Raw genomic sequence first — 24,766 nt, 5'->3', positions numbered from 1 at the left:
GCGATGGAGAGCAAACGTCTGGATAATGCCGCGCTGGCGGCGGGGATCAGCCCCAGTTACATCAATGCTCACGGCAAACCGCAGTCAATTGGCGCTGAAACCAAAAGACGTTTGCTGGATGCCATGCACAAGGCCACGCCCGTCGCGAAAGCGGCGGGAGCGCCAGTTCCTGGGGTGAAAGTGTTCACCGCGGGCAAGAAAATGTCGCTGCCGGTAGACGGCAGCGGCGAGTTCAGCTGGCTGTTAACCACCGAAGAGGGCCAGCAGCACAAAGGCCATGCCACGGGTGGGAAAGCGCTCAACCTTCCTGCGAAACTGCCGCAGGGTTATCACACCCTGACGCTGAATCAGGGCGACCATCGTTTTCATTGCCGGGTGATCATCGCGCCGAAACGCTGCTACGAGCCGCAGGCGCTGCTCGAAGGCAAAAAGCTGTGGGGCGCCTGCGTGCAGCTCTATACGCTGCGTTCGGACGACAACTGGGGGATCGGCGACTTCGGCGATCTGAAAAAAATGCTGGCGGACGTGGGCAAACGCGGCGGGGCGTTTATCGGCCTCAACCCGATCCACGCCCTCTATCCGGCTAACCCGGAAAGCGCCAGCCCGTACAGCCCGTCGTCCCGCCGCTGGCTGAACGTGATTTATATCGACGTCAACGCGCTGGACGATTTCAAAAACAGTAAAGAGGCGCAGGAGTGGTGGAAGATGAGCACCACTCAGCACACCCTGAAACAGGCGCGCGACGCCGACTGGGTCGACTACGCGACGGTTACCGCCCTGAAAATGGCCGCCCTGCGCATGACCTGGAAACGCTTCGCTAAGCGCACGGACGAACAGATGAACGCGTTTCGTCAGTTCGTCGCCCAGGAAGGCGACAGCCTTTACTGGCAGGCGGCGTTCGACGCCCTGCATGCGTATCAGGTGAAAGAGGACGAAATGCGCTGGGGCTGGCCGGTGTGGCCGGAAGCGTATCAGTCGGTGGATTCTCCGGAGGTGAAAGCCTTCTGCAAAAAACACGCCGACGAAGTGGATTTCTTCCTGTGGCTGCAGTGGCTGGCCTACAGCCAGTTTGCTGCCTGCTGGCAGGAGAGCCAGGGCTACGACATGCCGATCGGTCTGTATCGCGATCTGGCGGTGGGCGTGGCGGAAGGGGGAGCCGAAACCTGGTGTGACCGCGAGCTGTACTGCCTGAAAGCCTCTGTGGGCGCACCGCCGGATATCCTCGGCCCGCTGGGCCAGAACTGGGGTCTGCCGCCGATGGACCCGCACGTGATGGCTGCGCGTGGGTACGAACCTTTTATCGATCTGCTGCGCGCCAATATGCAAAACTGCGGGGCGCTGCGTATCGACCACGTGATGTCCGTGCTGCGCCTGTGGTGGATCCCTTACGGTGAAACGGCGGATCACGGGGCTTACGTGCATTACCCGGTGGACGATCTGCTGTCGATTCTTGCGCTGGAAAGTCAGCGCCACAGCTGCATGGTGATTGGCGAAGACCTCGGCACCGTGCCGGTTGAAATCGTCAGCAAATTACGCGAGAGTGGCGTTTATTCATACAAAGTACTCTATTTCGAAAGTGACCATGAGAAGACGTTCCGTTCGCCGAAAGCGTATCCTGAACAATCAATGGCTGTCGCGACAACGCATGATCTTCCTACGCTGCGAGGCTATTGGGAAAGTGGCGATCTCACGCTTGGCAAAACGCTAGGTTTGTATCCCGATGAAGTGGTGCTGCGCGGGCTGTATCAGGACCGCGAGCTGGCAAAACAGGGTCTGCTGGACGCGCTGCACAAGCACGGCTGCTTGCCAAAACGCACCGGACATAAAGCCTCGCTAATGGCGATGACGGGGACCCTGAATCGCGGGATGCAGCGCTATATTGCCGACAGCAATAGCGCCCTGCTTGGCCTGCAGCCGGAAGACTGGCTGGGGATGGCGGAGCCGGTGAACATTCCGGGCACCAGCTATCAGTATAAAAACTGGCGGCGCAAACTGTCTACCACCCTTGAGAAGATGTTTGCCGACGACGGCGTGAACAAGCTGATTAAGGATTTAGATAAGCGCAGAAAAGCGAAGAAGTGAGAACAAGCCCGGCGGGTGCGGTCTGATGCCCTCACCCTTTGGGAGAGGGCGAAAACATTAAAAACGGCAACCTTTGGTTGCCGTTTTGCATTTACCTTGTAGGCCGGGTAAGGCGCAGCCGCCACCCGGCTTTTTTACCTTAAACCACCATCCCCAACAGCAGACACCCAATCAGGCCGCACACGGAGATAATCGTTTCCAGCATCGACCAGGACTTGATGGTCTCACCGATGGTCAGGTTGAAGTACTCCTTGAACAGCCAGAAACCTGGATCGTTCACGTGGGAGAAAATCACGCTACCGGAACCCACCGCGATAACCATCAGCTCCGGGCTCACGCCGGTGGTCGCAATCAGCGGTGCCACGATCCCGCCCGCGGTAATCGCCGCAACGGTCGCAGAACCCAGCGCAATACGCAGCACGGCGGCAATCGACCAGGCCATCAGAATTGGCGAGATGTTGGTTTCATGCATCATGGAAGCGATGTATTTGTCCACGCCGCTGTCCACCAGAACCTGCTTGAACGCACCGCCACCGCCGATGATCAACAGCATCATGGCGATAATTTTGATGGCAGAGCCGAGGGTTTCGTTGATCTGATCCATGTTACGACCGCGGTTCAGACCGAAGGTGAAGAGGGCAATCAGGACGGCAATCAGCGTCGCCATCACCGGGTCACCGAGGAACTCCGCGACAGACAGGAACGCGTGACCTTTTGGCAGCACCATTTCGGCCACGGCGCGCATCGCCATCAGCACGACCGGCACCAGAGAGGTCCAGACGCTGACGCCAAAGCTTGGCATCTCCTCTTCGCTGAAGGTTTTGGCGCTGTACAGACCTTCCGGAATTGGCTTGTCGATACCTTTCAGGCAGCGCGCAAACACCGGGCCGGCCAGAATAACCGTTGGGATCGCCAGAATGGTACCGAACAGCAGGGTTTTACCCATATCCGCGTGGAAGATAGTCGCGATAGCGGTCGGGCCCGGGTGCGGCGGCAGGAAGCCGTGAGTCACGGACAGCGCAGCGGCCATCGGCACGCCCACATACAGCAACGGAATATTCGCCGCAGCTGCGATGGTGAAGACCAGCGGCAGCATCAGCACGAAGCCGACTTCATAGAACAGCGCGAAACCGACGGTAAAACCGGTTAACACTACTGCCCACTGAATGTGTTGTTTACCAAATTTGGCAATCAGCGTGGTCGCGATGCGCTGTGCGCCCCCGCAGTCTGCCAGCATTTTGCCGAGCATGGCACCGAAGCCCATAATCAGCGCCAGGCTGCCGAGCGTTCCGCCCACACCTGCTTTGATGGAGCTGATGACTTTCACCAGCGGCATCCCTTGCATCAGACCGACTGCAAGTGCCACCAGAACCAGAGCGATGAAGCCGTTCAGTTTGAAACGGATCATCAAGAGCAGTAATAAGACAACACCGATAGCGACGATAACTAATGGCATGATTGACCTGGCCTTTCAATTGTTATGGGTAACGTCATTGTTTCGACGACAATTTCCGATTGTCCCAACTGGGAACAGAGAATTAACGGCACTAATACTGATTGCCTGCAAAACTATTGAGTTTAGTCGGCTGTTATGAGGATGCTTAGTGCCCATGAGAATGATACGGGTAACATACACGGATTGAGAATCACCTGGGCGGGCAAAATTTGAATTATGAGACGCAGGTCAACATATGGGGAGGGGAGGAGCGGGCAAACAAAAGCCGGGTGGCGGTAACGCCGTACCCGGCCTGGATGTTGTGTGCGGTCATTTGCCCGGTGGCGCTACGCTTACCGGGCCTACAAAAGCCTCGAACTTTAGGCCGGGTAAGGCGAAGCCGCCACCCGGCAAAGACAGACGGGAACTCAGTAGTAAGAGTGCTCGCCGCGCTGGTGTTCGGTCAGATCGCGCACACCTTTCAGCTCAGGGAACTCGTTCAGCATCTGCTTCTCGATCCCTTCTTTCAGGGTTACGTCGACCATGGAACAGCCGTTACAGCCGCCGCCAAACTGCAGGATCGCCAAACCGTCATCGGTGATTTCCATCAGCGTCACTTTACCGCCGTGGCCAGCCAGCTGCGGGTTGATCTGCGACTGCAGCAGGTACTCCACGCGCTCCATCAGCGGCGCATCGTCGGACACTTTGCGCATTTTCGCGTTCGGTGCTTTCAGCGTCAGCTGAGAACCCAGCTGATCGGTAACAAAATCGATCTCTGCGTCATCAAGATATGGCGCGCTTAACTCATCGACATAGGCGGTGAGCTGCTCAAATTTCAGGGCAGTGTCAGATGCTTCCACAGCGTCCGGAGGACAATAAGAGACACCGCATTCTGCATTCGGAGTGCCTGGATTAATCACAAACACGCGGATCTGCGTCCCTTCTTCCTGATTTGCCAGCAGTTTGGCAAAGTGTGATTGTGCAGAATCGGAAATACGGATCATAGCTTTGGCCTAATAGTTGACTAAATTACCTGGGTATAATAATACGCCCATCGGAAAAGGGCTACAAGGTGCGACACAAACACCATACCTGAACCGTCGCTGCGCCGCTTTGCAAAAGCAGTCGGGAAAGCTCTGCCACGGTGCTGCCGGTCGTGACGACATCATCCACAATCGCGATATGGCGGCCCTTGACCGCTAATTCAAGGCGAAAGGCGTTTTTAAGATTCCTTTTGCGCGATCGGGCGCTCAACTGATGCTGCACCGCCGTGGTTCGGATGCGTTTCAGCGCTTCCGGCTGCCAGCTACAGCGCAGCCAGTGGGCCAGCGGACGGCATAACAGATCGCTCTGATTGTAGCCGCGACGCCAGTGTCGACGTCGGTGCAGCGGCACGCCGATCAGCAGATTCACAGCCGGTAAATCTCGCGTGCGCCGGGCCTGCAAAACCGCGAGCACTAACAGACGTGCAAGCGGCACCGCCAGCTGGCACTGGCGGGAAAACTTCAACTTATGAATCAACCCACTTAAAGGTCGAACGTAATTATCGACCGCCACCAGGGCACTCCATGGCGGCGGTTTTTGCAGACATCGACCGCAGGGGAGGTCGACGCTTATCGCCGGTAAACCGCACTGCGGGCAGCAGGGCGAACGGCGCGCGAACGCGCGCGTGCAAACGGAGCAGATCCCCCAGTGGCTCATTCTGAGCGGCATTCGGCATAGCCAGCACAAGCCAGGCACTGATAGCATGGGCAACTTCCTTGTTGAAAAAAGAGAATCCTAACCGATGAACAATCTTTGGTGGCAGACCACGGGCACGGGAAATGTTGATCTTGTGCTGCTGCACGGATGGGGGCTGAACGCCGAAGTCTGGCATTGCATTCAGGAGGAACTGGCCTCGCAATTTAGGCTGCATCTGGTTGATCTGCCTGGATTTGGCCGCAGCCACGGCTTTGGCGCGATGCCGCTCGACGAGATGGCGCAGGCGGTTCTGGAACGCGCGCCGCAAAAAGCGATTTGGCTCGGCTGGAGTCTCGGCGGGCTGGTGGCCAGTCAGATTGCCCTCACGCACCCGGAGCGCGTTCAGGCGCTGGTGACGGTGGCGTCATCCCCATGCTTTGCGGCGCGGGATGAGTGGCCAGGCATCAAGCCGGAAGTGTTAGCCGGGTTCCAGCAACAGCTGAGTGAAGATTTTAAACGCACGGTCGAGCGTTTTCTGGCGCTGCAAACGATGGGCACTGAAACGGCACGCCAGGATGCGCGGATGCTCAAAAGTGCGGTGCTGGCGCTTCCGATGCCTGACGTCGAGGTGCTCAACGGCGGGCTGGAGATCCTGAAAACCATCGACCTGCGCGAACCCCTCGCTGCGCTTGCCGTGCCGCATCTGCGTATCTACGGGTATCTCGATGGGCTGGTGCCGCGCAAAGTGGTGCCGATGCTGGATGAACTGTGGCCGCAGAGCGAATCGCTGGTCATTGCGAAGGCCGCGCACGCGCCTTTAGTGTCGCATCCGGCGGCCTTTTGCGCGGCGCTGACTGCGTTAAGTCAACGTTTAAACTGATTATTTTCTAATCCACTGGCAAAAGTTTCATGCCGCAACAATACTTCAAGTGTCGTTGCGGCGGTTGAGCCTACGATAATCAAAACAACAAACCTATGGAGAGTAATGGTTATGAAACTTGTTACAGGAATTGTTACATCACTGGTTATTGGGTCTCTGTCATTTGGCGTGTTTGCAGCGAAAGAGCTGGAAAAAGACAAAGTTAAAGAGATGAATCTGACGAAACTGGGTGAGATCACCACTTCAAATACAACGGCGCCAATGGATGCGCGCAAAGAATTGTCGAAAAAAGCGGATGAGTTAGGCGGAACATACTTTGTAGTGACCAGCGCGAACAAAGGCGAGAAAAACGTTCACGCTACTGCAGACGTATACAAGTAATGAGCAATACCGGGTGATGCTGTGTTCACCCGGTACTCATCCCTCAGCGCAGTGCCCACCACTCCCGCAGACACGCTTTCCCTTCCGGGCATCTTTTGCAGCTCCCTGACAAACAGCCCTCCGCTTCTTCCTGAATCCGCACGGCTTTGCCCATGGCTTCCATTCTTTCGAGCATGGCATCGATCATCGGCTGCGGCGTGTGCAGGGACTGGCTCAGCTGCCGGGCCTCCATTCGTCCCTGCAGTGCCAGTAAATCACGAAGCTGAATCATCGATGCCATCGCATTCACCTCTTAGTGGCAGTCGCCAGCCGGGCTGTTGCAGCAGCTTGCCGCGGTTTTATTGGTCGCCAGCAGATTAACGTCCACGCGGCTACGCGCCCGGCGCAACAGGCCGATGAGTACAACGTTAAACAACACCACCGCCAGAATGCACACCAGGCTGTAGCGTGGGTGAGCGCTGAAGTTGGTCGCCTGATAGAACACCGTCGCCAGTGAGTAAGCGATGTTCAGCCCCCACAGGACCGAGAAGCCCATCCAGCCGCGGCTGGACTCGCGGGCAATCGCCCCCATCACGGAAATGCACGGAATGTAGAGCAGGACGAAGATCAGGTAGCTATAGGCTGCAGACGCGCTGCCAAATTTCTGGCTCATCACGCCCATCGCACCGGTCGCCATTTCCCCATCGCCTTTGCTGGCTTCAATGGGGTTGGCCAGTACGCTCAGGCTGATGGTGTCTTTCAGGCTCTGCCAGGTGTCATCCACCGCGCTCAGCAGTTCGTCACCGAGGTGGAATTCCGCCGGATTAAACTCCTCTTCCTGAATATTTTCCGCCGTATAGAGCGTATTCAGCGTACCGACCACCACCTCTTTCGCCATCGCGCCGGTGAACAGTCCGACGGTCGCCTGCCAGTTATCTTCGTGAACGCCAATCGGCTTGAACAGCGGGGTGATGACGCGGCTGACGGAGGCCAGCGCCGAGTCGTTGATGTTATCCGCCGCCTGGCCGCTGAGGGTAAAGCTGTTCAGAGCGCTCAGGAAAATGCTGACAATCACAATCACCTTACCGGCGCGCAGAACGAAGCCTTTCAGGCGCTGCCAGGTCTGGATCAGCAGGCTTTTGATGTGCGGAACGTGGTAGACCGGCAGCTCCATCACAAACGGCGACGCTTCGCCGCGCATGATGGTGTGTTTGAGCATCAGGCCGGTCAAAATCGCCATCACGATACCCAGCAGGTACAGGGAGAAGACCGCCAGCGCGCCCTCCTGGCCGAAGAACGCCGCTGCGAAGACCGCGAAGATCGCCAGACGCGCGCCGCAGGACATAAACGGCGCCATCATGATGGTCATCAGACGTTCGCGCGGCGCATCGAGTGTTCGCGCGCCCATAACCGATGGGACGTTACAGCCAAAGCCGACAATCAGTGGCACGAAGGATTTACCCGGCAGACCGAGGGCCTGCATCAGGCGGTCCATCACGAAGGCCGCGCGGGCCATATAGCCGGAATCCTCAAGGAAGGAGAGGAACAGATACATCATGCCGATCTGCGGTACCAGCGGCAGGACGGTGTTGATACCGCCACCCAGCCCCTGGGCGAGGAAAATCGTCAGCCATTCCGGGAAGTGCAGGGTGTAGCCCAGCCATTGCAGACCGTGAATGAAGATCGCCACCGAGCCGACATCAAACAGCGGCTGCAGCGCGCCACCGATGTTGATGGCGAGGAGGAACATCAGGTACATCACCAACAGGAAGATCGGCAAGCCGAGGAAACGGTTGAGAATAATTTTATCAACGGCGGCGGTGAAACGGCTCGGCTCAGCGGTCAGGGTGTTACTGACCACTTCACAGATGGCGGCGATACTTTGATAACGCGCGTCGGCGATGTGCAGCGCCGGATCGTCCAGCTCTTCGCTCAGGCGCGCCAGCGACATATCCAGCTTCTGCGCCGCATCGCCCGCGTAGCTGCGGCTGTAGATATCGCCTTCCAGCATTTGCAGCCCGAGCCAGTTGCGCTGTTTCTGTGGCATGGCGTGGGCCATCTCCTGCGCCAGAATTCCGGCCTCGCGCACCAACGGCTGCGGATAATGCACCAGTTCGAGATCCGTATTGCCCGTATGGCGATCGACGGCCAGTTTCAGCGCATCAATGCCCCGCGCGCGGGTGGAGACCAGCGGGATCACCGGGCAGCCAAGGCGTGCGGAAAGCGCATCGATGTCGATGCGGATTTTTTGCTTCTCGGCGATATCGAGCATGTTCAGCGCCACAATGCACGGAATGCCCAGCTCCAGCAGTTGCAGCGTCAGGTACAGGTTACGCTCGAGATTGGAAGCGTCGACGACGTTAATCAGTAAATCCGCGTCGCCGCTCAGAATATAGTGACAGGCAATCTGTTCATCGAGAGAGGTCTGCGACGAAATCGTTGTGAGCGAATAAGTGCCGGGAAGATCTACAAGGGTGACCTGATGGTCGGTCGTGGAGAATTGACCTTCTTTGCGTTCAACGGTCACACCGGCCCAGTTACCGACGCGCTGACGTGCGCCCGTTAACTGATTAAATAAGGTTGTCTTGCCTGAATTAGGATTACCAATTAAGCCAATGGTTAATTTTTTCATTGTTTTAGACTCGGTCTAACAGCTGGCGGTTTATCGGACTAAAGCTTCGACTTCTAATAACGCGAGGTCTTTCTTACGCAATACCAGATTGACGCGACGGGTTTCGATATGGATGGGATCGCCCAGCGGCGCGATGCGCACAACCTGAAACGAGGAGCCTGGCAGCATGCCTAGTGACAGCAGCTTCTGACGATACGCCGGGCTAATTTCGCGGGCAAAACCGGTAATTTTCCAGGCACTGTCTGGTGTGAATTGCATAGAGACCACTTTGACCGAAGGTTAAATAATCGACAGATTCATGATAATGAGAATGGTTTCTATCAGCAATATTTAAAATGTGACGGGATGTTCATATGGACATTAATTCGAGGACTGTTTGACCTTGCTCAATATTTATTGAGATGGTGAATGAGGTTTGAAAAATTAATTTGTTAACTAAGTGATAAACGATGGTTTAAATATGGATATGAAATCGGTTCCCTGATTCATATTAAATGAGTGAGTACGTTCTTATTTATTTTGAAGGGTGCGGTCTGGCTGCCGGGCGGCACTGCGTTTGCCCGGCCTATGAATTGGCCGGGCAAACGCGCGGGACATTAGCGTTTCTTGCCCATTGCGGCGGCCAGCGCATCCATCATCGCGCTGTTACCGGCAGGCTGGGCCTGAGGGCGGGGTTTCGCGGCTTTGGCTGCCGGACGGGACTGATCGCGTGCACCACCGCTGTTACTGCGGCGAGCATTGGTTTCGCCCGGCTGTTCGTCAAGGCGCATGGTCAGGGCGATGCGCTTACGCTGCATATCCACTTCCAGCACTTTCACCTTCACGATATCGCCCGCTTTGACCACCGTGTGCGGGTCTTCCACGAATTTATCGGCCAGCGACGAGATATGCACCAGACCATCCTGATGCACGCCGATGTCGACAAAGGCACCAAAGTTAGTGACGTTAGTGACCGCGCCTTCCAGCACCATGCCCGGCTGCAGATCCTTCATCGTCTCCACGCCTTCGGCGAATTTCGCGGTTTTAAACTCAGGGCGCGGGTCGCGGCCTGGTTTTTCCAGCTCTTTGATGATGTCGGTGACGGTCGGTACGCCGAATTTATCGTCGGTGAAGTCAACGGCGCGCAGGTCGCGTAGGTTGGTGCTGTTGCCCATCAGATCTTTCAGCGCCTGCTGCGTGGCGGCCAGAATGCGCTCCACCACCGGATAAGCTTCCGGGTGGACGGTTGAGGCGTCCAGCGGGTTATCGCCGTGGTTGATACGCAGGAAGCCTGCGCACTGTTCGAAGGCTTTCGGCCCCAGACGGCTTACTTTCAGCAGCTGCTGGCGGTTCTGGAACTGACCGTTCTCATCACGCCAGGCGACGATGTTCTGCGCCATCATGCGGGTTAAGCCCGCCACGCGGGTTAAAAGCGCAACGGAAGCGGTATTCAGGTCCACGCCGACGGCGTTTACGCAGTCTTCCACCACCGCATCCAGACGGCGCGCCAGCTGAGTCTGGCTGACGTCGTGCTGGTACTGGCCCACACCGATGGATTTCGGATCGATTTTCACCAGCTCTGCCAGCGGATCCTGCAGACGACGGGCGATAGAGACCGCACCGCGCAGGGAAACGTCGAGATCCGGGAACTCCAGCGCCGCCAGTTCGGACGCGGAATAGACCGACGCACCGGCTTCGCTGACGATCACTTTCTGAGCGGTGACTTTCGGGAACTGCTCTTGTACGTCGAGGAAGAAGCGTTCGGTTTCGCGCGATGCGGTACCGTTACCGATCGCCACCAGCTCGACGTTGTATTTTTCACACAACGCGGCGACCACCACCGCGGCTTTCGCGGCCTGGCCGGTGTGTGGATAGATGGTGTCGGTAGCGACCAGTTTGCCGGTGCCGTCGACCACGGCCACTTTCACGCCGGTACGCAGGCCCGGATCGAGACCCATGGTGGCGCGCAGTCCCGCCGGGGCGGCCATCAGCAGATCGTGCAGGTTACGGGCGAAAACGTTGATCGCTTCGTCTTCCGCGCGTTCGCGCACGGTGCCCATCAGTTCAGTTTCGAGGTGCATCAGCACCTTGATGCGCCAGGTCCAGCTCACCACGCCTTTGCGCCAGCTGTCTGCCGGGGCGTTGTTCAGGCGCAGACCGAGATGGTCGGTAATAATCTGCTCGCAGTAACTCTCTTTCGGCGGCTCGTCGAACTGCGGGTCGGCATTGAGGGAGAGCTGCAGCACGCCTTCGTTGCGGCCGCGGAACATCGCCAGCGCGCGGTGCGACGGGGCGGTGGAGATCGGTTCGTGATGGTCGAAGTAGTCGCGGAATTTCGCGCCTTCCTCTTCTTTTCCGCTCACCACGGTCGAGACGATGTGGGCATTTTTCCACAGATAATCACGCACTTTGGAGAGCAGCGCGGCGTCTTCGGCGAAACGCTCCATCAGGATATAGCGCGCGCCGTCGAGGGCCGCTTTGGTGTCGGCGATGCCTTTGTCCGCGTCGATAAATTTCGCGGCTTCCGTTTCCGGATCGTGCGACGGCGTGGTCCACAGCAGATCGGCCAGCGGCTCAAGGCCTGCTTCAATCGCAATCTGCCCGCGGGTGCGGCGCTTCGGTTTATATGGCAGATAGAGGTCTTCGAGCTCGGTTTTGCTCATCGTACCGTTGATGGCACCTGCCAGCGCATCGGTCAGTTTGCCCTGCTCGCCGATGGATTTGAGAATGGCCTGACGACGGTCTTCCAGCTCGCGCAGGTAGCCCAGACGGGTCTCCAGGTTGCGCAGCTGCGTGTCATCCAGACCGCCGGTGACTTCCTTACGATAACGTGCAATAAACGGCACGGTGTTCCCTTCATCAAGCAGGCGAACGGCAGCTTCTACCTGTTCGGCTCTGGCCTGAAGTTCACCCGCAATAATGCGGCAGAGCGAATCTTTCATCATGGCTTTGTCATCTGGTTTGTCGAAAAACAGGGGGATAGTTATACGGGCTGACACGCGAAAATGCCAGCCGTGGAGGGTGCTCTCGGACTATTTAACGTACTCAATTTCGTTGACGTACCAGCTGGCTTCTCCGGCGGGCGTCTGGACGATGGCTAAATCGCCGACTTCCTTTTTCAGCAGCGCGCGGGCCATCGGCGAGTCGATGGAGATGTAATCCTTACGACCGAAAATTTCATCGTAGCCGACGATGCGAAAACGTCGGGTATTGCCGTCGTCGTTCTCGATTTCCACCCACGCGCCGAAGAACACTTTGCCTTCCTGCTGCGGGGAATAATCAACGATTCGTAGGTTTTCAAGGCATTTAGTGAGATAACGGACGCGCCTGTCAATCTCACGCAGGCGTTTTTTATTATACTGATAGTCAGCGTTTTCGCTGCGGTCGCCGAGGCTGGCCGCCCAGGTGACTTTTTTGGTCACTTCCGGACGTTCTTCGCGCCAGAGGTAATCCATCTCTTTTTTGAGTTTTTCGTACCCTTCGCGGGTGATCAGCGGCGTTTTCATGGTGTGACCTTTAAGACTCTACTCAATGACTGGCATTAGGCACATTACGTACCACATAGCTTAACAGACAGGATTAATAATGAGTTATGTGATGAAATGTGCAGATAAGCTCCTGTTAAATATGCTTTGTAACAATTTCGACTAGAATTTATACCAGATTTAGCTGGTCGCAGACGCGTACTTTTTTAGAATACGTACTGAAATACTATCCGGGCCTTTGGGAGTACATACAATGCAAGAGAACTATAAAATTCTGGTCGTGGATGACGACATGCGCCTGCGTGCGCTGCTGGAGCGTTATCTGACCGAGCAGGGCTTCCAGGTTCGAAGCGTGGCGAACGCCGAGCAAATGGATCGCCTGCTTACCCGTGAATCGTTCCACCTCATGGTGCTCGATTTAATGCTTCCTGGCGAAGACGGTCTTTCCATCTGCCGCCGTCTGCGCAGTCAAAGTAACCCGATGCCGATCATTATGGTGACGGCGAAAGGGGAAGAAGTTGACCGTATCGTGGGCCTGGAAATTGGCGCCGACGACTACATTCCAAAACCATTCAACCCTCGTGAACTGCTGGCGCGTATTCGCGCAGTCCTTCGCCGTCAGGCCAATGAACTGCCGGGCGCACCCTCTCAGGAAGAGGCTGTTATCGCTTTCGGTAAGTTCAAGCTGAACCTGGGTACGCGCGAAATGTTCCGTGAAGATGAGCCGATGCCGCTGACCAGCGGTGAATTTGCGGTTCTGAAAGCGCTGGTGAGCCACCCGCGTGAGCCGCTGTCGCGCGATAAGCTGATGAACCTGGCGCGTGGTCGCGAATACTCCGCCATGGAGCGTTCCATCGACGTCCAGATCTCCCGTTTGCGCCGCATGGTCGAAGAAGATCCTGCGCATCCTCGCTATATTCAGACCGTCTGGGGTCTGGGCTACGTCTTCGTGCCGGACGGTTCTAAAGCATGAGGCGAATGCGCTTTTCACCGCGCAGCTCGTTTGCCCGCACTCTGTTACTGATCGTCACCTTGCTGTTCGTCAGCCTGGTGACGACGTATCTGGTGGTGCTGAACTTTGCGATTCTGCCAAGCCTCCAGCAGTTCAATAAAGTCTTAGCCTACGAAGTCCGTATGCTGATGACCGACAAACTGCAGCTGGAGGACGGCACGCAGCTGGTGGTGCCTCCTGCGTTTCGGCGTGAGATTTACCGCGAGCTGGGCATTTCCCTCTACTCCAACGAGGCGGCGGAAGATGCCGGTCTGCGCTGGGCGCAACACTACGAATTCTTAAGCCAGCAGATGGCGCAGCAGCTCGGCGGCCCAACGGAAGTGCGCGTTGAGGTCAACAAAAGCTCGCCGGTCGTCTGGCTGAAAACCTGGCTGTCACCCAACATCTGGGTGCGCGTTCCGCTGACGGAAATCCATCAGGGCGACTTCTCGCCGTTATTCCGCTACACCCTGGCGATCATGCTGATGGCGATCGGCGGCGCGTGGCTGTTTATCCGAATACAAAACCGACCCTTAGTCGATCTTGAGCATGCGGCCCTACAGGTGGGGAAAGGTATTATTCCGCCTCCACTTCGCGAATATGGCGCGTCCGAGGTGCGTTCGGTGACGCGGGCGTTCAACCATATGGCGGCGGGCGTGAAGCAGCTGGCCGACGACCGTACGCTGCTGATGGCGGGCGTGAGCCACGACCTGCGTACACCGCTGACGCGTATTCGTCTGGCGACAGAGATGATGGGCGAAGAGGACGGGTATCTCGCGGAGTCTATCAACAAAGACATCGAAGAGTGTAACGCCATCATCGAGCAGTTCATTGACTACCTGCGCACCGGTCAGGAGATGCCAATGGAGATGGCGGATCTGAACGGCGTGCTGGGCGAAGTGGTGGCAGCGGAAAGCGGCTACGAACGTGAAATTGATACGGCGCTGCAGGCGGGTGAGATTCAAGTCCGCATGCATCCGCTCTCTATCAAACGCGCGGTCGCCAATATGGTGGTCAACGCTGCGCGCTACGGCAACGGCTGGATTAAGGTCAGCAGCGGCTCCGAACTCAATCGCGCCTGGTTCCAGGTAGAAGATGACGGCCCGGGGATCAAGCCTGAGCAGCGTAAGCATCTGTTCCAGCCGTTCGTGCGCGGCGACAGCGCTCGCAGCACCAGCGGCACCGGTTTAGGGCTGGCGATTGTGCAGCGTATTGTTGATAACCATAACGGTCTGCTGGAGATCGGAACCAGCGAGCGGGGCGGGTTGTGTATTCGCGCGTGGCTGCCGGTTCCGGTGACGCGTGGGCAGGTGAAAGAGAGTTAAAAACAAGCCGGGTGGCGGCTACGCCTTACCCGGCCTACAAAGTCAGTGCAAAACGGCAACCCTCGGTTGCCGTTTTTGTAGGGAACAAAGCATCCCGTAGGTCGGGTAAGCGAAGCGCCACCCGACATTGTGCTTACAACCTTGGTCCCGCACTCACCAACGCCGCACCCGCTGGCGTATCGGTATACTTCTCAAAGTTTTCAATAAACAGCTTCGCCAGCGTTTCGGCCTTCTCTTGCCACTGCTCCGGTGAACCGTAGGTGTTGCGCGGGTCGAGGATATGGGTATCCACGCCTGGCAGCGCCGTTGGGATCGCCAGATCGAACATCGGCAGGGTGAAGGTTTCCGCATCGTCCAGCGAACCATCGATGATCGCGTCGATAATCGCGCGCGTATCTTTGATGGAGATGCGTTTGCCCGTTCCGTTCCAGCCCGTGTTCACCAGATACGCCTGCGCGCCAGCGGCCTGCATGCGTTTCACCAGCACTTCGGCGTACTGCGTCGGGTGCAGCGACAGGAATGCCGCGCCGAAGCAGGCGGAGAAGGTTGGGGTTGGCTCGGTCACGCCGCGCTCGGTACCGGCCAGTTTGGCGGTAAAGCCCGACAGGAAGTGATACTGCGTCTGGCTGGCCGTCAGGCGAGAGACCGGAGGCAGCACGCCAAAGGCATCGGCGGTCAGGAAGATCACTTTCGACGCGTGGCCCGCTTTCGACACCGGTTTCACGATGTTATCGATGTGATAGATCGGATAAGACACGCGGGTGTTTTCGGTTTTCGACGCATCGTCAAAATCGACGGTGCCATCGGCGAGCACGGTGACGTTTTCCAGCAGCGCATCGCGACGGATGGCGCCGTAAATGTCCGGTTCCGCTTCTGCCGACAGACGGATCGTTTTGGCGTAGCAGCCACCTTCAAAGTTAAACACGCCGTCATCGTCCCAGCCGTGTTCATCGTCGCCAATCAGACGGCGCTTAGGATCGGTGGACAGGGTGGTTTTGCCGGTGCCGGAGAGGCCAAAGAACACCGCCACGTCACCCTCTTCACCGACGTTGGCGGAGCAGTGCATGGAGGCGATGCCCTGCAGCGGCAGCAGGTAGTTCATCACCGAGAACATTCCTTTCTTCATTTCGCCGCCGTACCAGGTGCCGCCAATCAGCTGGATGCGCTCGGTCAGGTTGAAGGCGATGAAGTTTTCTGAGTTCAGGCCCTGCTCTTTCCACTGCGGGTTGGTGCATTTCGCGCCGTTCATCACGATGAAATCAGGCTCGAAATCCTGTAACTCTTCATCGGTCGGGCGAATAAACATGTTCTTCACGAAATGCGCCTGCCAGGCGACTTCGGTCACAAAACGAACGGAGAGACGGGTGTCGGCATTGGCGCCACAGAAGGCATCAATAATGAACAGACGCTTGCCGGAGAGTTGATGCGTGACGAGTCCTTTCAGATGCTGCCAGGTCTCCTGGGAGAGCGGTTTGTTGTCGTTCTTCCCTTTGCCCTTATCTGCCCACCACAGCGTGTCGCGGGTGGTGTCGTCACGGACGATATACTTATCTTTCGGCGAACGGCCGGTGAAAATCCCGGTGTCCACGGCGATAGCACCAGTGTTCGTCAACACACCTCGCTCGTATCCTTCCAGTGCTGGATTGAGCTCTTCCTGATACAGCGTAGCGTAATCGGGGTTGTAGACGATTTCCTGGACGTCGTTGATACCATAAGCCTTGAGATCTTGCGGGGTTAAATCTTTAACGCGCATGTCACTGCTCCTTAGCCAATATGTACTGCCTGAAATTGTAGGGTTTTTCTTAGGATGTTAACCGCGACGGGGCTCATAGATTTACGTATCTGGACAAAACCCTTCCTGACGGAAAACGCTGTGACTCCTGTCACGAAGCAGGGCGGATTATCGCAGGATTCGCTTTTTTGTGGGGGGAAATGTTCTCAAAAGGTTAAATCCTGGAGCATTTAACCGGAAGAATGTGAATGTAATCGCATACATGTAAGAAAGTTACGTAAGGGTTACATTACGAAAAACGATTCAGCTAAACGGGGAAATTTCCCCTCACCGGAAGTGAGGGGAGGGGCATTAATGAACCTGCGGATCCGCCGGGGAGGCGTTGTTGCGGATCTCGGCGATATCCATCGAATTGAACACGTAGTGAGAACCACAGTAATCACAGTTCATATCGATTTCGCCATCTTCAGCCATGATGCTGTCGATCTCTTCATCCGGCAGGGTGCGCAGCGCGCCCGCACAGCGTTCACGGGAACAAGTGCATTTGAACTCGACGTCCTGCGGATCGTACAGCGTGACCTCTTCTTCGTGATACAGACGCCACAGCACTTCGTTCGCCGGCAGCGTGAACAGCTCTTCCGCTTTGATGGTTTCGGTCAGCGTCGCCAGGTGCTCGAAGTCATTGCCCTGGGCATTCTGCGCAGGCAGAACCTGCAGCAGCATACCGCCCGCCGCCAGCTGGTCGTCCACTTCGCCGGTGCGGATAAACAGGCGGGTTGGCAGCTGTTCGGAGCGCAGGAAGTAATCTTCCAGGCAGGCGGCCAGCGTATCGCCCTCCAGACCCACCACGCCCTGATAGCGCTCGCCCTCTTCCGGGGTAATGGTGATCACCAGGAAACCGTTGCCGACCAGGGTTTTCAGATCGGCACCTTCCGGCACCTCACCCTGCACGCGCGCCACACCGCGCATCTGCTGCTGGTTGTTGCCGTTGATCACCGCCAGGGTCATCGGGCCATCGCCCTGCAGCTGCACGGTGATGTCACCTGCGAACTTCAGCGTCGCCGTCAGCAGGCTGGTTGCGACCAGCAGTTCGCCGAGAATATTTTTCACCGGCTGAGGATAGCTGTGGTTTTCGAGGATCTGTTTCCAGGTTTCGGATACCGTCACCAGCTCGCCGCGAACGGCAAATTGCTCAAACAGATAGCGATGTAATTGGTCGTGTTGGGACATAATTTTCTCTCTTCGAACGGCGATTAATCATGTTCGCCGTGTTTAAATTTCATCAGGTCGCGACGTTCTTTTTTATCCGGTCGCCTGTCCGGATGCGGCATGGTCAGAGCATTCATCTTGCGTGCCAGCGCCACTTTCTCGCGCTTTTCAACGCTCTCGGTCGTCTCTTCATACATCAGGACCGCTTCGGCAGCCGGGCGACGTTGTTCGGTAACGGCTTTGATAATCACCGTGCGCTCATCGTTACCCTGACGCAGGGTCAGCGTGGCATTGAGTTCGACAAGTTTACTGGGCTTGCTGCGCTGCCCGTTGTAATGCACCTTACCGCCATCGACCATTTCGCGGGCCAGGGCGCGCGTTTTATAAAAACGGGCGGCCCACAGCCATTTATCCAGTCTTACCCCATCGGAGGGCTTGTCTTTCATGGCGTCTCCTTCACGTTGAGTGAGGGGATCATTCGGCGATAGTCGTTCAGCGCCGGATGCCGCAGATAGCTTTTATCCGCCAGGCCGGAATCAGGATTCGTCACGCCCAGGCAATAGCGAATACCGAAGGTTGCCGCCGAATCCAGAATCGGTTCACTGTCATCAATGAACAGGGTTCTTTCAGGCTGCAAACCGGTCTCTTCTGCCACCGCCTGCCACAATCGCTGATCCTCTTTCGGATAACCAAATGTGTGGGTGGAAAGTAATAAATCAAGGTGCGACGCGAGCCCGGTATGTTCGAGCTTCACGGCCAGATTATGCGGATGCGCGTTAGTCAGCAGAATACGGCGCTTGCCGCTCGCTTTCAGGGCATTGAGAAAAGGCACCGTATCTTCACGCAGCACCGCATTCGGCCCTTGCGCGGTGGTCATGGCGCAAATATCCAGGCCGAGCTTGTCGCTCCAGTAATCCAGGCAGTACCAGTTTAGCGTATGCTGCACGGCGTGATACTGCTGGCGAATATAATCCTGCGCTTCTGCCGGAGTGATGCCCTGCTGCGCGCCATAGGTCTCAGGCACCAGCTTTTGCCAGAAGTGATTATCAAACGCGAGATCGAGCAGCGTGCCGTCCATATCCAGCAGGACGGTATCAACGTCCTGCCAGGCGATATCAAGATGCATGAGGGGAACTCTCCAGCCAGAAAACGTGCGCGACAGGGTAGCATAACTGTCGCGCAGCGGTATTATCCGATCAGGCTCTCCGGTGCGGAGATGAGTTTAGGATTGAGGCAGTTGTCGTAGTACTGCTGGATGTCGGCCAGACGCGTACGCGAGCGCTGATAGCGGCGCAGGGCGGCGATACCGTTCCAGACAATGCACACCAGCATCGCCAGCATCAGCAGGGTGGTGCCGATGTAACGCCACAGTCCGGCGCTGTCCGGCATACGGTGCAGGTCGACGTGGCGGGTGCCGTTGGCATCCGTAAAGATCCCCGTCACAATCCCTTCGGCGCTGAACGGCGTCTGCATCAGCATTTGCGCCAGACGCTGGAACTCGCCCCATTGCTCCTGGGCCGGGTAATCATACAGCGCCACCGGCGGATAAGGCTGATCGACCAGATCGCTGCCCTCGTCGCTGACAATCACAAACCCGCCGGGAGCCGGGCTGTTTAACGCCTGGGCCGCGCGAGTGGTTTCACGCTGCACGAAAGGCGCAGTTGAGGTGGCGACCAGGTTCTCCAGCGACTCGGCGCTGACCGGGCGCAGCAGGACGTTCACCCCGTCGAGTCGACCCGCGTCGGCGCGTTTCACCAGCGCCTCCCAGTCTTTGCTGTTCCCGAGATTCACCAGCGCATTTTTGAGCCGCACACACTCATCTTCGGCGGAACACAAATCCTGGGTTTTCATCACGATGTCGCCAAAATCATCCAGCAGCACCATGCCCGATTTCTGAATCGCCGCGCGCAGAGACTGGCTCACGCGGGCGTTGTCTTCCGGTTTGGGGTGCAGCTGGCGGTTCAGCGCCTGGGTCAGGGCCGTGGCTTTACTGACCGTATCGGACTCCGGCAGCGGCAGAGGCGGGGCGTCGTTCCAGATGATTTGCGAGCAATCAAACGGCGTAAACGGCGAGTTCTGACGCGTGTTCCAGGTGCCCGGCGCATGGATGTTACACATGCCCGTACCTTTCAGCTTCAGGGTATCGCCCACGCGCACGCCGGCCTCTTCCAGCTGGTTAACGCTGGTGGCTTCAACGGTTTGCGCGCCTTTGATCCACGACAGGGTGAATTTGATCGGCATATCGAGCGGCACCAGCAGAATCAGCATCGCCAGCACCAGGGCAGCGCCACCGGCGATGACGGTACTGCGCAACCAGTGCTGGAGCGGGAAGTTTTTGACTTCATCGTGCAGGGACAGGAAACGCCCCTGCCGCACCACGTGGCGGTCGAGATAGATATCAATATCGGTTTTTTGCCCTAAATCCTGGGCAATCCACGGCTGCCAGTGGCGCGGATAGATGAGATCGATAATCCCGAGGGAGATGTTGTTGATATGCTCCTGATCGTTCTCACCGAACAGACCCCAGCGCTTTGGCGTGCCGCGCAGGCAGTGGATTTCACGCAGCGTGGTTTTGGCCGGTTTGGCGAACAATCCCCACAGGCCAGCGGCCAGCAGCAGAACGGCACCGCCAGCGAGCCACGGGGCAAAGACGTCTGGCGTCATCAGGCAGAAGAAAAAGAGCAGGAAGGCGGCGACGATCAGCACCGCTTCGCGGATCCCGTCCGGGCGGCTCAGGGCATACTCTTCGTGCGTCTCCTGGCGAATGTTAAGCAGCTCAATCTGCTCGGTCTCTTCACCGCGGATCGACGCCTGTGTGGAACTGGTGCGTTCCAGCGCAAAGCGCGGCGCTTCCTGAACATATTCGCTCAGGGTATGACCATTCAGGGTGATGACCAGCGGGATGGAATCCGTATGGATCAGCTCAACGCTATTTTCGTCATTAATGTATTGTTCCCAGAACGGCGGGAGATGCACCTCGACCGAGTCGAGATAGTAGCGCCACTTGTTGGGATCGTCGGTGGTAATGCCATAGCGGGTAATCGAGCGCGTGACGCACAGCACGGTATCGCTTTGGGCGTTGAGCTTCAGGAAAACAGGGGCGGCGGTCGCGCCGGTCGGGCCAGGCGTCTGCTGGACACGGTTCAACGTCTCGAGGTAATTTTCGATCGCATTGCGTTCTTCAGGCGCGAGTTTGCGCGTGGTCGCACCGGCAAAGGCGTTTAAAAAAGGCAGTCGATATCGCTGTTGCGCCCGACGCCTGTATAACCACCCTGCGATCAATACGCAGGCCAGCATAGCAGCGAAAATTATCAAAATGGTGCTCATGCTTTCCCCATCTTACTTATCTTCAGGTGTTGTCAGTTGCACCTTTTACCGTGAATGAGTCTCTGTGGTTGGCTATCGGCAAGTATGGAGTCGAACTTGAGCGTTTTGAAGCGCATCCCAGTGACCGGAGATAATAGCAAAGGCAACGAAGGCGGGATATCAGCAAATTCCTGGAGTTATTTCAAGCTCTTGACTTTTGACTGGAAATGAGGATTAACTCACGATACGTTGCAAAAATGTAAATAAACAGCGATTGACATTGCCGAAACCGTGCGGCATATCGCACAATGCACTCAGTTCACACAGCAAAGACCCGTCAAGATGAGCAAACCCTTACAAAAGCCCACCATTCTGAATGTTGAAACCGTCGCCAAATCACGTCTGTTTACCGTGGAAAGTGTCGATCTGGAGTTCAGCAACGGCGTGCGTCGCGTCTATGAACGTATGCGCCCGTCCACGCGCGAAGCGGTGATGATCATCCCCATTGTGGACGATCACCTGATCCTGATCCGTGAATATGCGGTGGGTACCGAATCTTATGAATTGGGTTTCTCTAAGGGGCTTATCGATCCGGGTGAATCTGTTTTCGAAGCCGCGAATCGCGAGCTGAAAGAAGAGGTTGGCTTCGGCGCTCATGACCTGACTTTCCTGAAAAAACTGAGCATGGCCCCGTCCTATTTCTCCAGCAAAATGAATATCGTGCTGGCAGAAGATCTCTACCCGGAAAAGCTGGAAGGGGATGAGCCTGAGCCGCTGCCGCAGGTGCGCTGGCCGCTGGCGCATCTGATGGATCTGCTGGAAGAGCCCGATTTTAACGAAGCGCGTAACGTGAGTGCGCTGTTCCTGGTGCGGGAGTGGTTGAAAGGGCTGGGGCGTTTGTAGCCCATAAAAAAAGCCGGGTGGCGGCTTCGCCTTACCCGGCCTACGATCAGGTTTTGTAGGCCCGGCAAGCAACGCGCCGCCGGGCGTCAGGACCGTCAGAACAACTCGTGCGTCTCGCCGTTATCAATCAACTCGGTTCCCACCTCATGCACCGCCTGCGTCGTAGGCTGCGTGCCCTCAATGAAGAATTCCGCGCGGCTGTTGCCACCGTTGGCTAACTGACCGGTGCTGCGATCGATATTCACCGTTACCACGCCTGGCGGCGGGGTGAGCGGCTGCTCCGGTACGCCCTCGAGAACCGCTTTCATGTAAGCGTCCCAGGCTGGCTGAGCACTCTTCGCGCCGCCTTCGTAGCCGGAAATCTGATCTTTAATCGCCCCGGATGCCGTCGTACGGCCTAAATCACGACGGTGATCGTCGAAGCCAATCCACACAGACGTCACCACGCCAGGGCCGTAGCCGGAGAACCAGGCGTCTTTCGAGCTGTTGGTAGTCCCGGTTTTGCCGCCGATATCGTGGCGCTGCAGATCGCGGCCCGCACGCCAGCCCGTACCCTGCCAGCCCGGCTCACCAAAGATGTTGGTGTTCAGGGCGCTCTTAATCAGGAACGACAGCGGGGTGTTGATCACGTGCGGCGCATATTCCTGCGCACCGCTTTGAGCGACCAGCGCCTGGTTGGCCTGCTCCAGCTGCGGCTGCGGAACGGCGGTGTTCTGCTGCTCCTGGGACTGAGCCACATCTTCCATGTCTTTGTTTTCCAGCACGTTTGATTTTGGCGTATCGCCGTAAATCACTGGAATATCGCATTCCGGACAGGCGATTTTCGGTTTCGCCTCAAACAGCACGCCGCCCTGATCGTTTTCAATCTTGCTGATGAAGTACGGATCGACCAGGAAACCGCCGTTGGCCATCACGGAATAACCACGCGCTACCTGCAGCGGTGTGAAGGATGCCGAGCCGAGGGCCAGGGATTCCGTATGCACAATGTTCTGCGCCGGGAAGCCGAAGCGCTGCAGGTACTCTGCCGCGTAATCGACGCCCATCGCGCGCATCGCGCGGACCATCACCACGTTTTTCGACTGTCCCAGACCCTGACGTAAACGGATTGGACCGGAATACTCCGGCGGGGAGTTTTTCGGCTGCCAGTCAGAACCGGCACCCGCATCCCAGCGTGAAATCGGCACATCGTTGAGGATGCTCGCCAGCGTCAGCCCTTTATCCATCGCCGCGGTGTACAGGAACGGTTTGATGTTCGACCCGACCTGACGCAGCGCCTGAGTGGCGCGGTTGAATTTGCTCTGGTTGAAATCAAAACCACCGACCAGCGCCATCACGGCCCCGTTCTGCGGATTGATGGAGACCAGCGCGGAGTTCACATCCGGAACCTGCGCCAGCCACCAGGCGTCGTTCACCTGACGGACCCAGATTTGTTGTCCAGCCTGGACGACGTCGGTGACTTTACGCGGCGTCGGGCCTTGCGCCGTATCGGAGCGATACGGTCGCGCCCAGCGCATGCCGTCCATCCGCAGCGACACGGAGGTGCCGTCGCCCATCATCGCCGTCGCTTCCTGCGGATCAGCGCTGGTCACCACCGCAGGCAACAGCGGCCCGTAGGTCGGCAGCGTTTTCAGGGAGTCGATGATTTTTTTGCTATCCCATGCGCTTTCGCCCACTTTCCACAGCACGTTCGACGGGCCGCGGTAGCCGTGGCGCATGTCGTAATCCATCACGTTGTTACGCACCGCCTGCTGTGCCGCCTGCTGCACTTTGCGGGTGATGGTGGTGGTGATGCGATATCCATCTTCATACGCGTTCTCGCCGTAGCGGCTCACCATCTCCTGGCGGACCATTTCCGTCAGATACGGGGCCGAGAAGGCGATTTCCGGCGCGTGATAGTTAGCGTCGATCGCTTCGTTACGCGCCTGATCGAACTGGGTCTGAGTGATATAGCCTTCGCTCAGCATGCGCGACAGCACCACGTTACGACGCGCAGTCGCCCGGTCGAGAGAGTAGAGCGGGTTGAACGTTGACGGGGCTTTCGGCAGACCGGCGATAGTCGCCATCTCGCTTAAGCTCAGCTGTTCAACAGGTTTACCGAAGTAGACCTGCGCCGCGGCGCCCACGCCGTACGCGCGATAGCCCAGATAGATCTTGTTGAGGTAAAGCTCGAGGATCTCGTCTTTGCTCAGGAGCTGTTCGATGCGAATGGCAAGGAACACCTCTTTGATCTTACGGGTCAGGGTTTTTTCCGGGCTCAGGAAGAAGTTACGCGCCAGCTGCTGAGTGATGGTACTCGCACCCTGAGAAGCGTGACCTGAGAACAGCGCGACGCTGGCGGCACGGAAAATCCCCACAGGATCGACCCCGTGGTGCTCATAGAAACGGCTGTCTTCCGTGGCGATAAAGGCTTTCACCATCACCGGCGGAATCTGGTTAAGGGTCAGCGGGATACGTCGTTTTTCGCCGTACTGGGCGATCAACTCGCCATCGGCGCTATAGACCTGCATTGGGATCTGGAGTCGCACATCACGCAGTGTGGCGACATCGGGTAGTTGCGGCTCAATGTATTTGTACAAACCATAAATCGAGCCTGCTCCCAGCAGAATGCAACAGACTGCAAGGATCAATAAATACTTTACGAACTTCACTGGAGATTTCCCATTTAGTTTCACTTGGGCAGTTTCTAAACAATCGCGCGGTAGTATAAAGGCAAGCCTGAAGCATTGATAGAGCCGTCACCTGACGGGCGATAAGGAGATCGTAAAGC

Annotated in this window: 20 protein-coding genes; 6 read left to right on the top strand and 14 right to left on the bottom strand. The window is 57.2% G+C overall.

The window, feature by feature from the left end:
- Window positions 1-3: 3 nt before the first annotated feature.
- Complete coding sequence (gene malQ / locus U9O48_RS21060) at window positions 4-2,082, top strand: 4-alpha-glucanotransferase (RefSeq protein WP_324723144.1); 2,079 nt, start codon at window positions 4-6, stop codon at window positions 2,080-2,082.
- A 139-nt stretch (window positions 2,083-2,221) separates the two neighbouring features.
- On the opposite strand, the gene gntT is transcribed toward malQ, so the two are convergent.
- From gntT to gntX, 3 genes are all read right to left on the bottom strand, one after another.
- Window positions 2,222-3,538, bottom strand: coding sequence for a gluconate transporter (gene gntT / locus U9O48_RS21055; RefSeq protein WP_282493534.1), 1,317 nt, complete (start codon window positions 3,536-3,538; stop codon window positions 2,222-2,224).
- 407 nt (window positions 3,539-3,945) lie between these two features.
- Window positions 3,946-4,521, bottom strand: coding sequence for a Fe-S biogenesis protein NfuA (gene nfuA, locus U9O48_RS21050; protein WP_095283731.1), 576 nt, complete (start codon window positions 4,519-4,521; stop codon window positions 3,946-3,948).
- Between the two features lie 61 nt (window positions 4,522-4,582).
- Window positions 4,583-5,266, bottom strand: a complete 684-nt coding sequence (gene gntX / locus U9O48_RS21045; protein WP_324723143.1) for a DNA utilization protein GntX — start codon at window positions 5,264-5,266, stop codon at window positions 4,583-4,585.
- A gap of 37 nt (window positions 5,267-5,303) precedes the next feature.
- Between gntX and bioH the strand changes: the two genes are divergently transcribed.
- Window positions 5,304-6,077: a pimeloyl-ACP methyl ester esterase BioH gene (gene bioH, locus U9O48_RS21040; RefSeq protein WP_324723142.1), complete on the top strand. Its 774-nt coding sequence runs from the start codon at window positions 5,304-5,306 to the stop codon at window positions 6,075-6,077.
- Window positions 6,078-6,188: 111 nt separating this feature from the next.
- On the top strand, window positions 6,189-6,458 hold the full coding sequence (locus tag U9O48_RS21035; protein WP_285146149.1) for a YdgH/BhsA/McbA-like domain containing protein: 270 nt from the start codon (window positions 6,189-6,191) through the stop codon (window positions 6,456-6,458).
- A 43-nt stretch (window positions 6,459-6,501) separates the two neighbouring features.
- Here the strand turns inward: U9O48_RS21035 and feoC are convergent, their stop codons facing one another.
- From feoC to greB, 5 genes are all read right to left on the bottom strand, one after another.
- Complete coding sequence (gene feoC, locus U9O48_RS21030; RefSeq protein WP_285148690.1) at window positions 6,502-6,738, bottom strand: [Fe-S]-dependent transcriptional repressor FeoC; 237 nt, start codon at window positions 6,736-6,738, stop codon at window positions 6,502-6,504.
- Window positions 6,739-6,750: 12 nt separating this feature from the next.
- Entirely contained in the window at window positions 6,751-9,069 is a 2,319-nt protein-coding gene (gene feoB, locus U9O48_RS21025; protein WP_282493530.1) for a Fe(2+) transporter permease subunit FeoB, read from the bottom strand.
- Window positions 9,070-9,099: 30 nt separating this feature from the next.
- The gene (gene feoA, locus U9O48_RS21020; protein WP_282493529.1) at window positions 9,100-9,327 is read right to left on the bottom strand and encodes a ferrous iron transporter A; all 228 of its coding nucleotides are present in this window, start codon (window positions 9,325-9,327) and stop codon (window positions 9,100-9,102) included.
- A gap of 338 nt (window positions 9,328-9,665) precedes the next feature.
- The gene (locus U9O48_RS21015) at window positions 9,666-11,993 is read right to left on the bottom strand and encodes a Tex family protein (protein WP_285146187.1); all 2,328 of its coding nucleotides are present in this window, start codon (window positions 11,991-11,993) and stop codon (window positions 9,666-9,668) included.
- A gap of 87 nt (window positions 11,994-12,080) precedes the next feature.
- Window positions 12,081-12,554 (bottom strand): transcription elongation factor GreB, encoded by a 474-nt coding sequence (gene greB / locus U9O48_RS21010; protein WP_282493528.1) that lies wholly within the window; start codon window positions 12,552-12,554, stop codon window positions 12,081-12,083.
- A 232-nt stretch (window positions 12,555-12,786) separates the two neighbouring features.
- On the opposite strand from greB, the gene ompR reads away from it, so the two are divergent.
- Both ompR and envZ read left to right on the top strand, forming a co-directional pair.
- The gene (gene ompR / locus U9O48_RS21005) at window positions 12,787-13,506 is read left to right on the top strand and encodes a two-component system response regulator OmpR (protein WP_001157751.1); all 720 of its coding nucleotides are present in this window, start codon (window positions 12,787-12,789) and stop codon (window positions 13,504-13,506) included.
- Window positions 13,503-14,849, top strand: coding sequence for a two-component system sensor histidine kinase EnvZ (envZ, locus tag U9O48_RS21000; protein WP_282493527.1), 1,347 nt, complete (start codon window positions 13,503-13,505; stop codon window positions 14,847-14,849). The genes ompR and envZ overlap by 4 nt, the downstream gene beginning before the upstream one ends.
- Before the next feature lie 133 nt (window positions 14,850-14,982).
- Here the strand turns inward: envZ and pckA are convergent, their stop codons facing one another.
- The 5 genes from pckA to U9O48_RS20975 all read right to left on the bottom strand — a co-directional run bounded on the left by pckA (window position 14,983) and on the right by U9O48_RS20975 (window position 21,117).
- Window positions 14,983-16,602, bottom strand: coding sequence for a phosphoenolpyruvate carboxykinase (ATP) (gene pckA, locus U9O48_RS20995; protein WP_324723141.1), 1,620 nt, complete (start codon window positions 16,600-16,602; stop codon window positions 14,983-14,985).
- A 330-nt stretch (window positions 16,603-16,932) separates the two neighbouring features.
- Window positions 16,933-17,811 (bottom strand): Hsp33 family molecular chaperone HslO, encoded by an 879-nt coding sequence (gene hslO / locus U9O48_RS20990; RefSeq protein WP_324723140.1) that lies wholly within the window; start codon window positions 17,809-17,811, stop codon window positions 16,933-16,935.
- Window positions 17,812-17,834: 23 nt separating this feature from the next.
- Complete coding sequence (gene hslR, locus U9O48_RS20985; RefSeq protein ID WP_324723139.1) at window positions 17,835-18,236, bottom strand: ribosome-associated heat shock protein Hsp15; 402 nt, start codon at window positions 18,234-18,236, stop codon at window positions 17,835-17,837.
- The gene (gene yrfG, locus U9O48_RS20980; protein ID WP_324723138.1) at window positions 18,233-18,916 is read right to left on the bottom strand and encodes a GMP/IMP nucleotidase; all 684 of its coding nucleotides are present in this window, start codon (window positions 18,914-18,916) and stop codon (window positions 18,233-18,235) included. Before yrfG ends, hslR begins: the two co-directional genes overlap by 4 nt.
- Window positions 18,917-18,978: 62 nt before the next feature.
- Window positions 18,979-21,117 carry an intracellular growth attenuator family protein gene (locus U9O48_RS20975; RefSeq protein WP_285146154.1) on the bottom strand — a complete coding sequence of 713 codons (2,139 nt, stop codon included), beginning with the start codon at window positions 21,115-21,117 and terminating at the stop codon, window positions 18,979-18,981.
- A gap of 321 nt (window positions 21,118-21,438) precedes the next feature.
- On the opposite strand from U9O48_RS20975, the gene nudE reads away from it, so the two are divergent.
- A complete protein-coding gene (gene nudE, locus U9O48_RS20970) occupies window positions 21,439-21,999 on the top strand; it encodes an ADP compounds hydrolase NudE (protein WP_285146155.1) in 561 nt (186 codons plus the stop codon).
- Between the two features lie 95 nt (window positions 22,000-22,094).
- Here nudE and mrcA read toward each other — a convergent pair whose 3' ends face one another.
- Entirely contained in the window at window positions 22,095-24,647 is a 2,553-nt protein-coding gene (gene mrcA / locus U9O48_RS20965; RefSeq protein WP_324723137.1) for a peptidoglycan glycosyltransferase/peptidoglycan DD-transpeptidase MrcA, read from the bottom strand.
- Window positions 24,648-24,766: the final 119 nt, after the last annotated feature.

The organism is Lelliottia sp. JS-SCA-14 (assembly GCF_035593345.1).
Taxonomy (GTDB): Bacteria; Pseudomonadota; Gammaproteobacteria; order Enterobacterales; family Enterobacteriaceae; genus Enterobacter; species Enterobacter wanjuensis.
The sequence above is the reverse complement of the archived record's forward strand: the minus strand, read 5'-3'. Positions and strand labels throughout refer to the sequence as shown.

Bases quoted from the DNA above. Each gene is read 5' to 3' on its own strand.
- malQ (WP_324723144.1), top strand. From the start codon at position 4: ATGGAGAGCAAACGTCTGGATAATGCCGCGCTGGCGGCGGGGATCAGC.
- gntT (WP_282493534.1), bottom strand. From the start codon at position 3,538: ATGCCATTAGTTATCGTCGCTATCGGTGTTGTCTTATTACTGCTCTTG.
- nfuA (WP_095283731.1), bottom strand. From the start codon at position 4,521: ATGATCCGTATTTCCGATTCTGCACAATCACACTTTGCCAAACTGCTG.
- gntX (WP_324723143.1), bottom strand. From the start codon at position 5,266: ATGCTATCAGTGCCTGGCTTGTGCTGGCTATGCCGAATGCCGCTCAGA.
- bioH (WP_324723142.1), top strand. From the start codon at position 5,304: ATGAACAATCTTTGGTGGCAGACCACGGGCACGGGAAATGTTGATCTT.
- U9O48_RS21035 (WP_285146149.1), top strand. From the start codon at position 6,189: ATGAAACTTGTTACAGGAATTGTTACATCACTGGTTATTGGGTCTCTG.
- feoC (WP_285148690.1), bottom strand. From the start codon at position 6,738: ATGGCATCGATGATTCAGCTTCGTGATTTACTGGCACTGCAGGGACGA.
- feoB (WP_282493530.1), bottom strand. From the start codon at position 9,069: ATGAAAAAATTAACCATTGGCTTAATTGGTAATCCTAATTCAGGCAAG.
- feoA (WP_282493529.1), bottom strand. From the start codon at position 9,327: ATGCAATTCACACCAGACAGTGCCTGGAAAATTACCGGTTTTGCCCGC.
- U9O48_RS21015 (WP_285146187.1), bottom strand. From the start codon at position 11,993: ATGATGAAAGATTCGCTCTGCCGCATTATTGCGGGTGAACTTCAGGCC.
- greB (WP_282493528.1), bottom strand. From the start codon at position 12,554: ATGAAAACGCCGCTGATCACCCGCGAAGGGTACGAAAAACTCAAAAAA.
- ompR (WP_001157751.1), top strand. From the start codon at position 12,787: ATGCAAGAGAACTATAAAATTCTGGTCGTGGATGACGACATGCGCCTG.
- envZ (WP_282493527.1), top strand. From the start codon at position 13,503: ATGAGGCGAATGCGCTTTTCACCGCGCAGCTCGTTTGCCCGCACTCTG.
- pckA (WP_324723141.1), bottom strand. From the start codon at position 16,602: ATGCGCGTTAAAGATTTAACCCCGCAAGATCTCAAGGCTTATGGTATC.
- hslO (WP_324723140.1), bottom strand. From the start codon at position 17,811: ATGTCCCAACACGACCAATTACATCGCTATCTGTTTGAGCAATTTGCC.
- hslR (WP_324723139.1), bottom strand. From the start codon at position 18,236: ATGAAAGACAAGCCCTCCGATGGGGTAAGACTGGATAAATGGCTGTGG.
- yrfG (WP_324723138.1), bottom strand. From the start codon at position 18,916: ATGCATCTTGATATCGCCTGGCAGGACGTTGATACCGTCCTGCTGGAT.
- U9O48_RS20975 (WP_285146154.1), bottom strand. From the start codon at position 21,117: ATGAGCACCATTTTGATAATTTTCGCTGCTATGCTGGCCTGCGTATTG.
- nudE (WP_285146155.1), top strand. From the start codon at position 21,439: ATGAGCAAACCCTTACAAAAGCCCACCATTCTGAATGTTGAAACCGTC.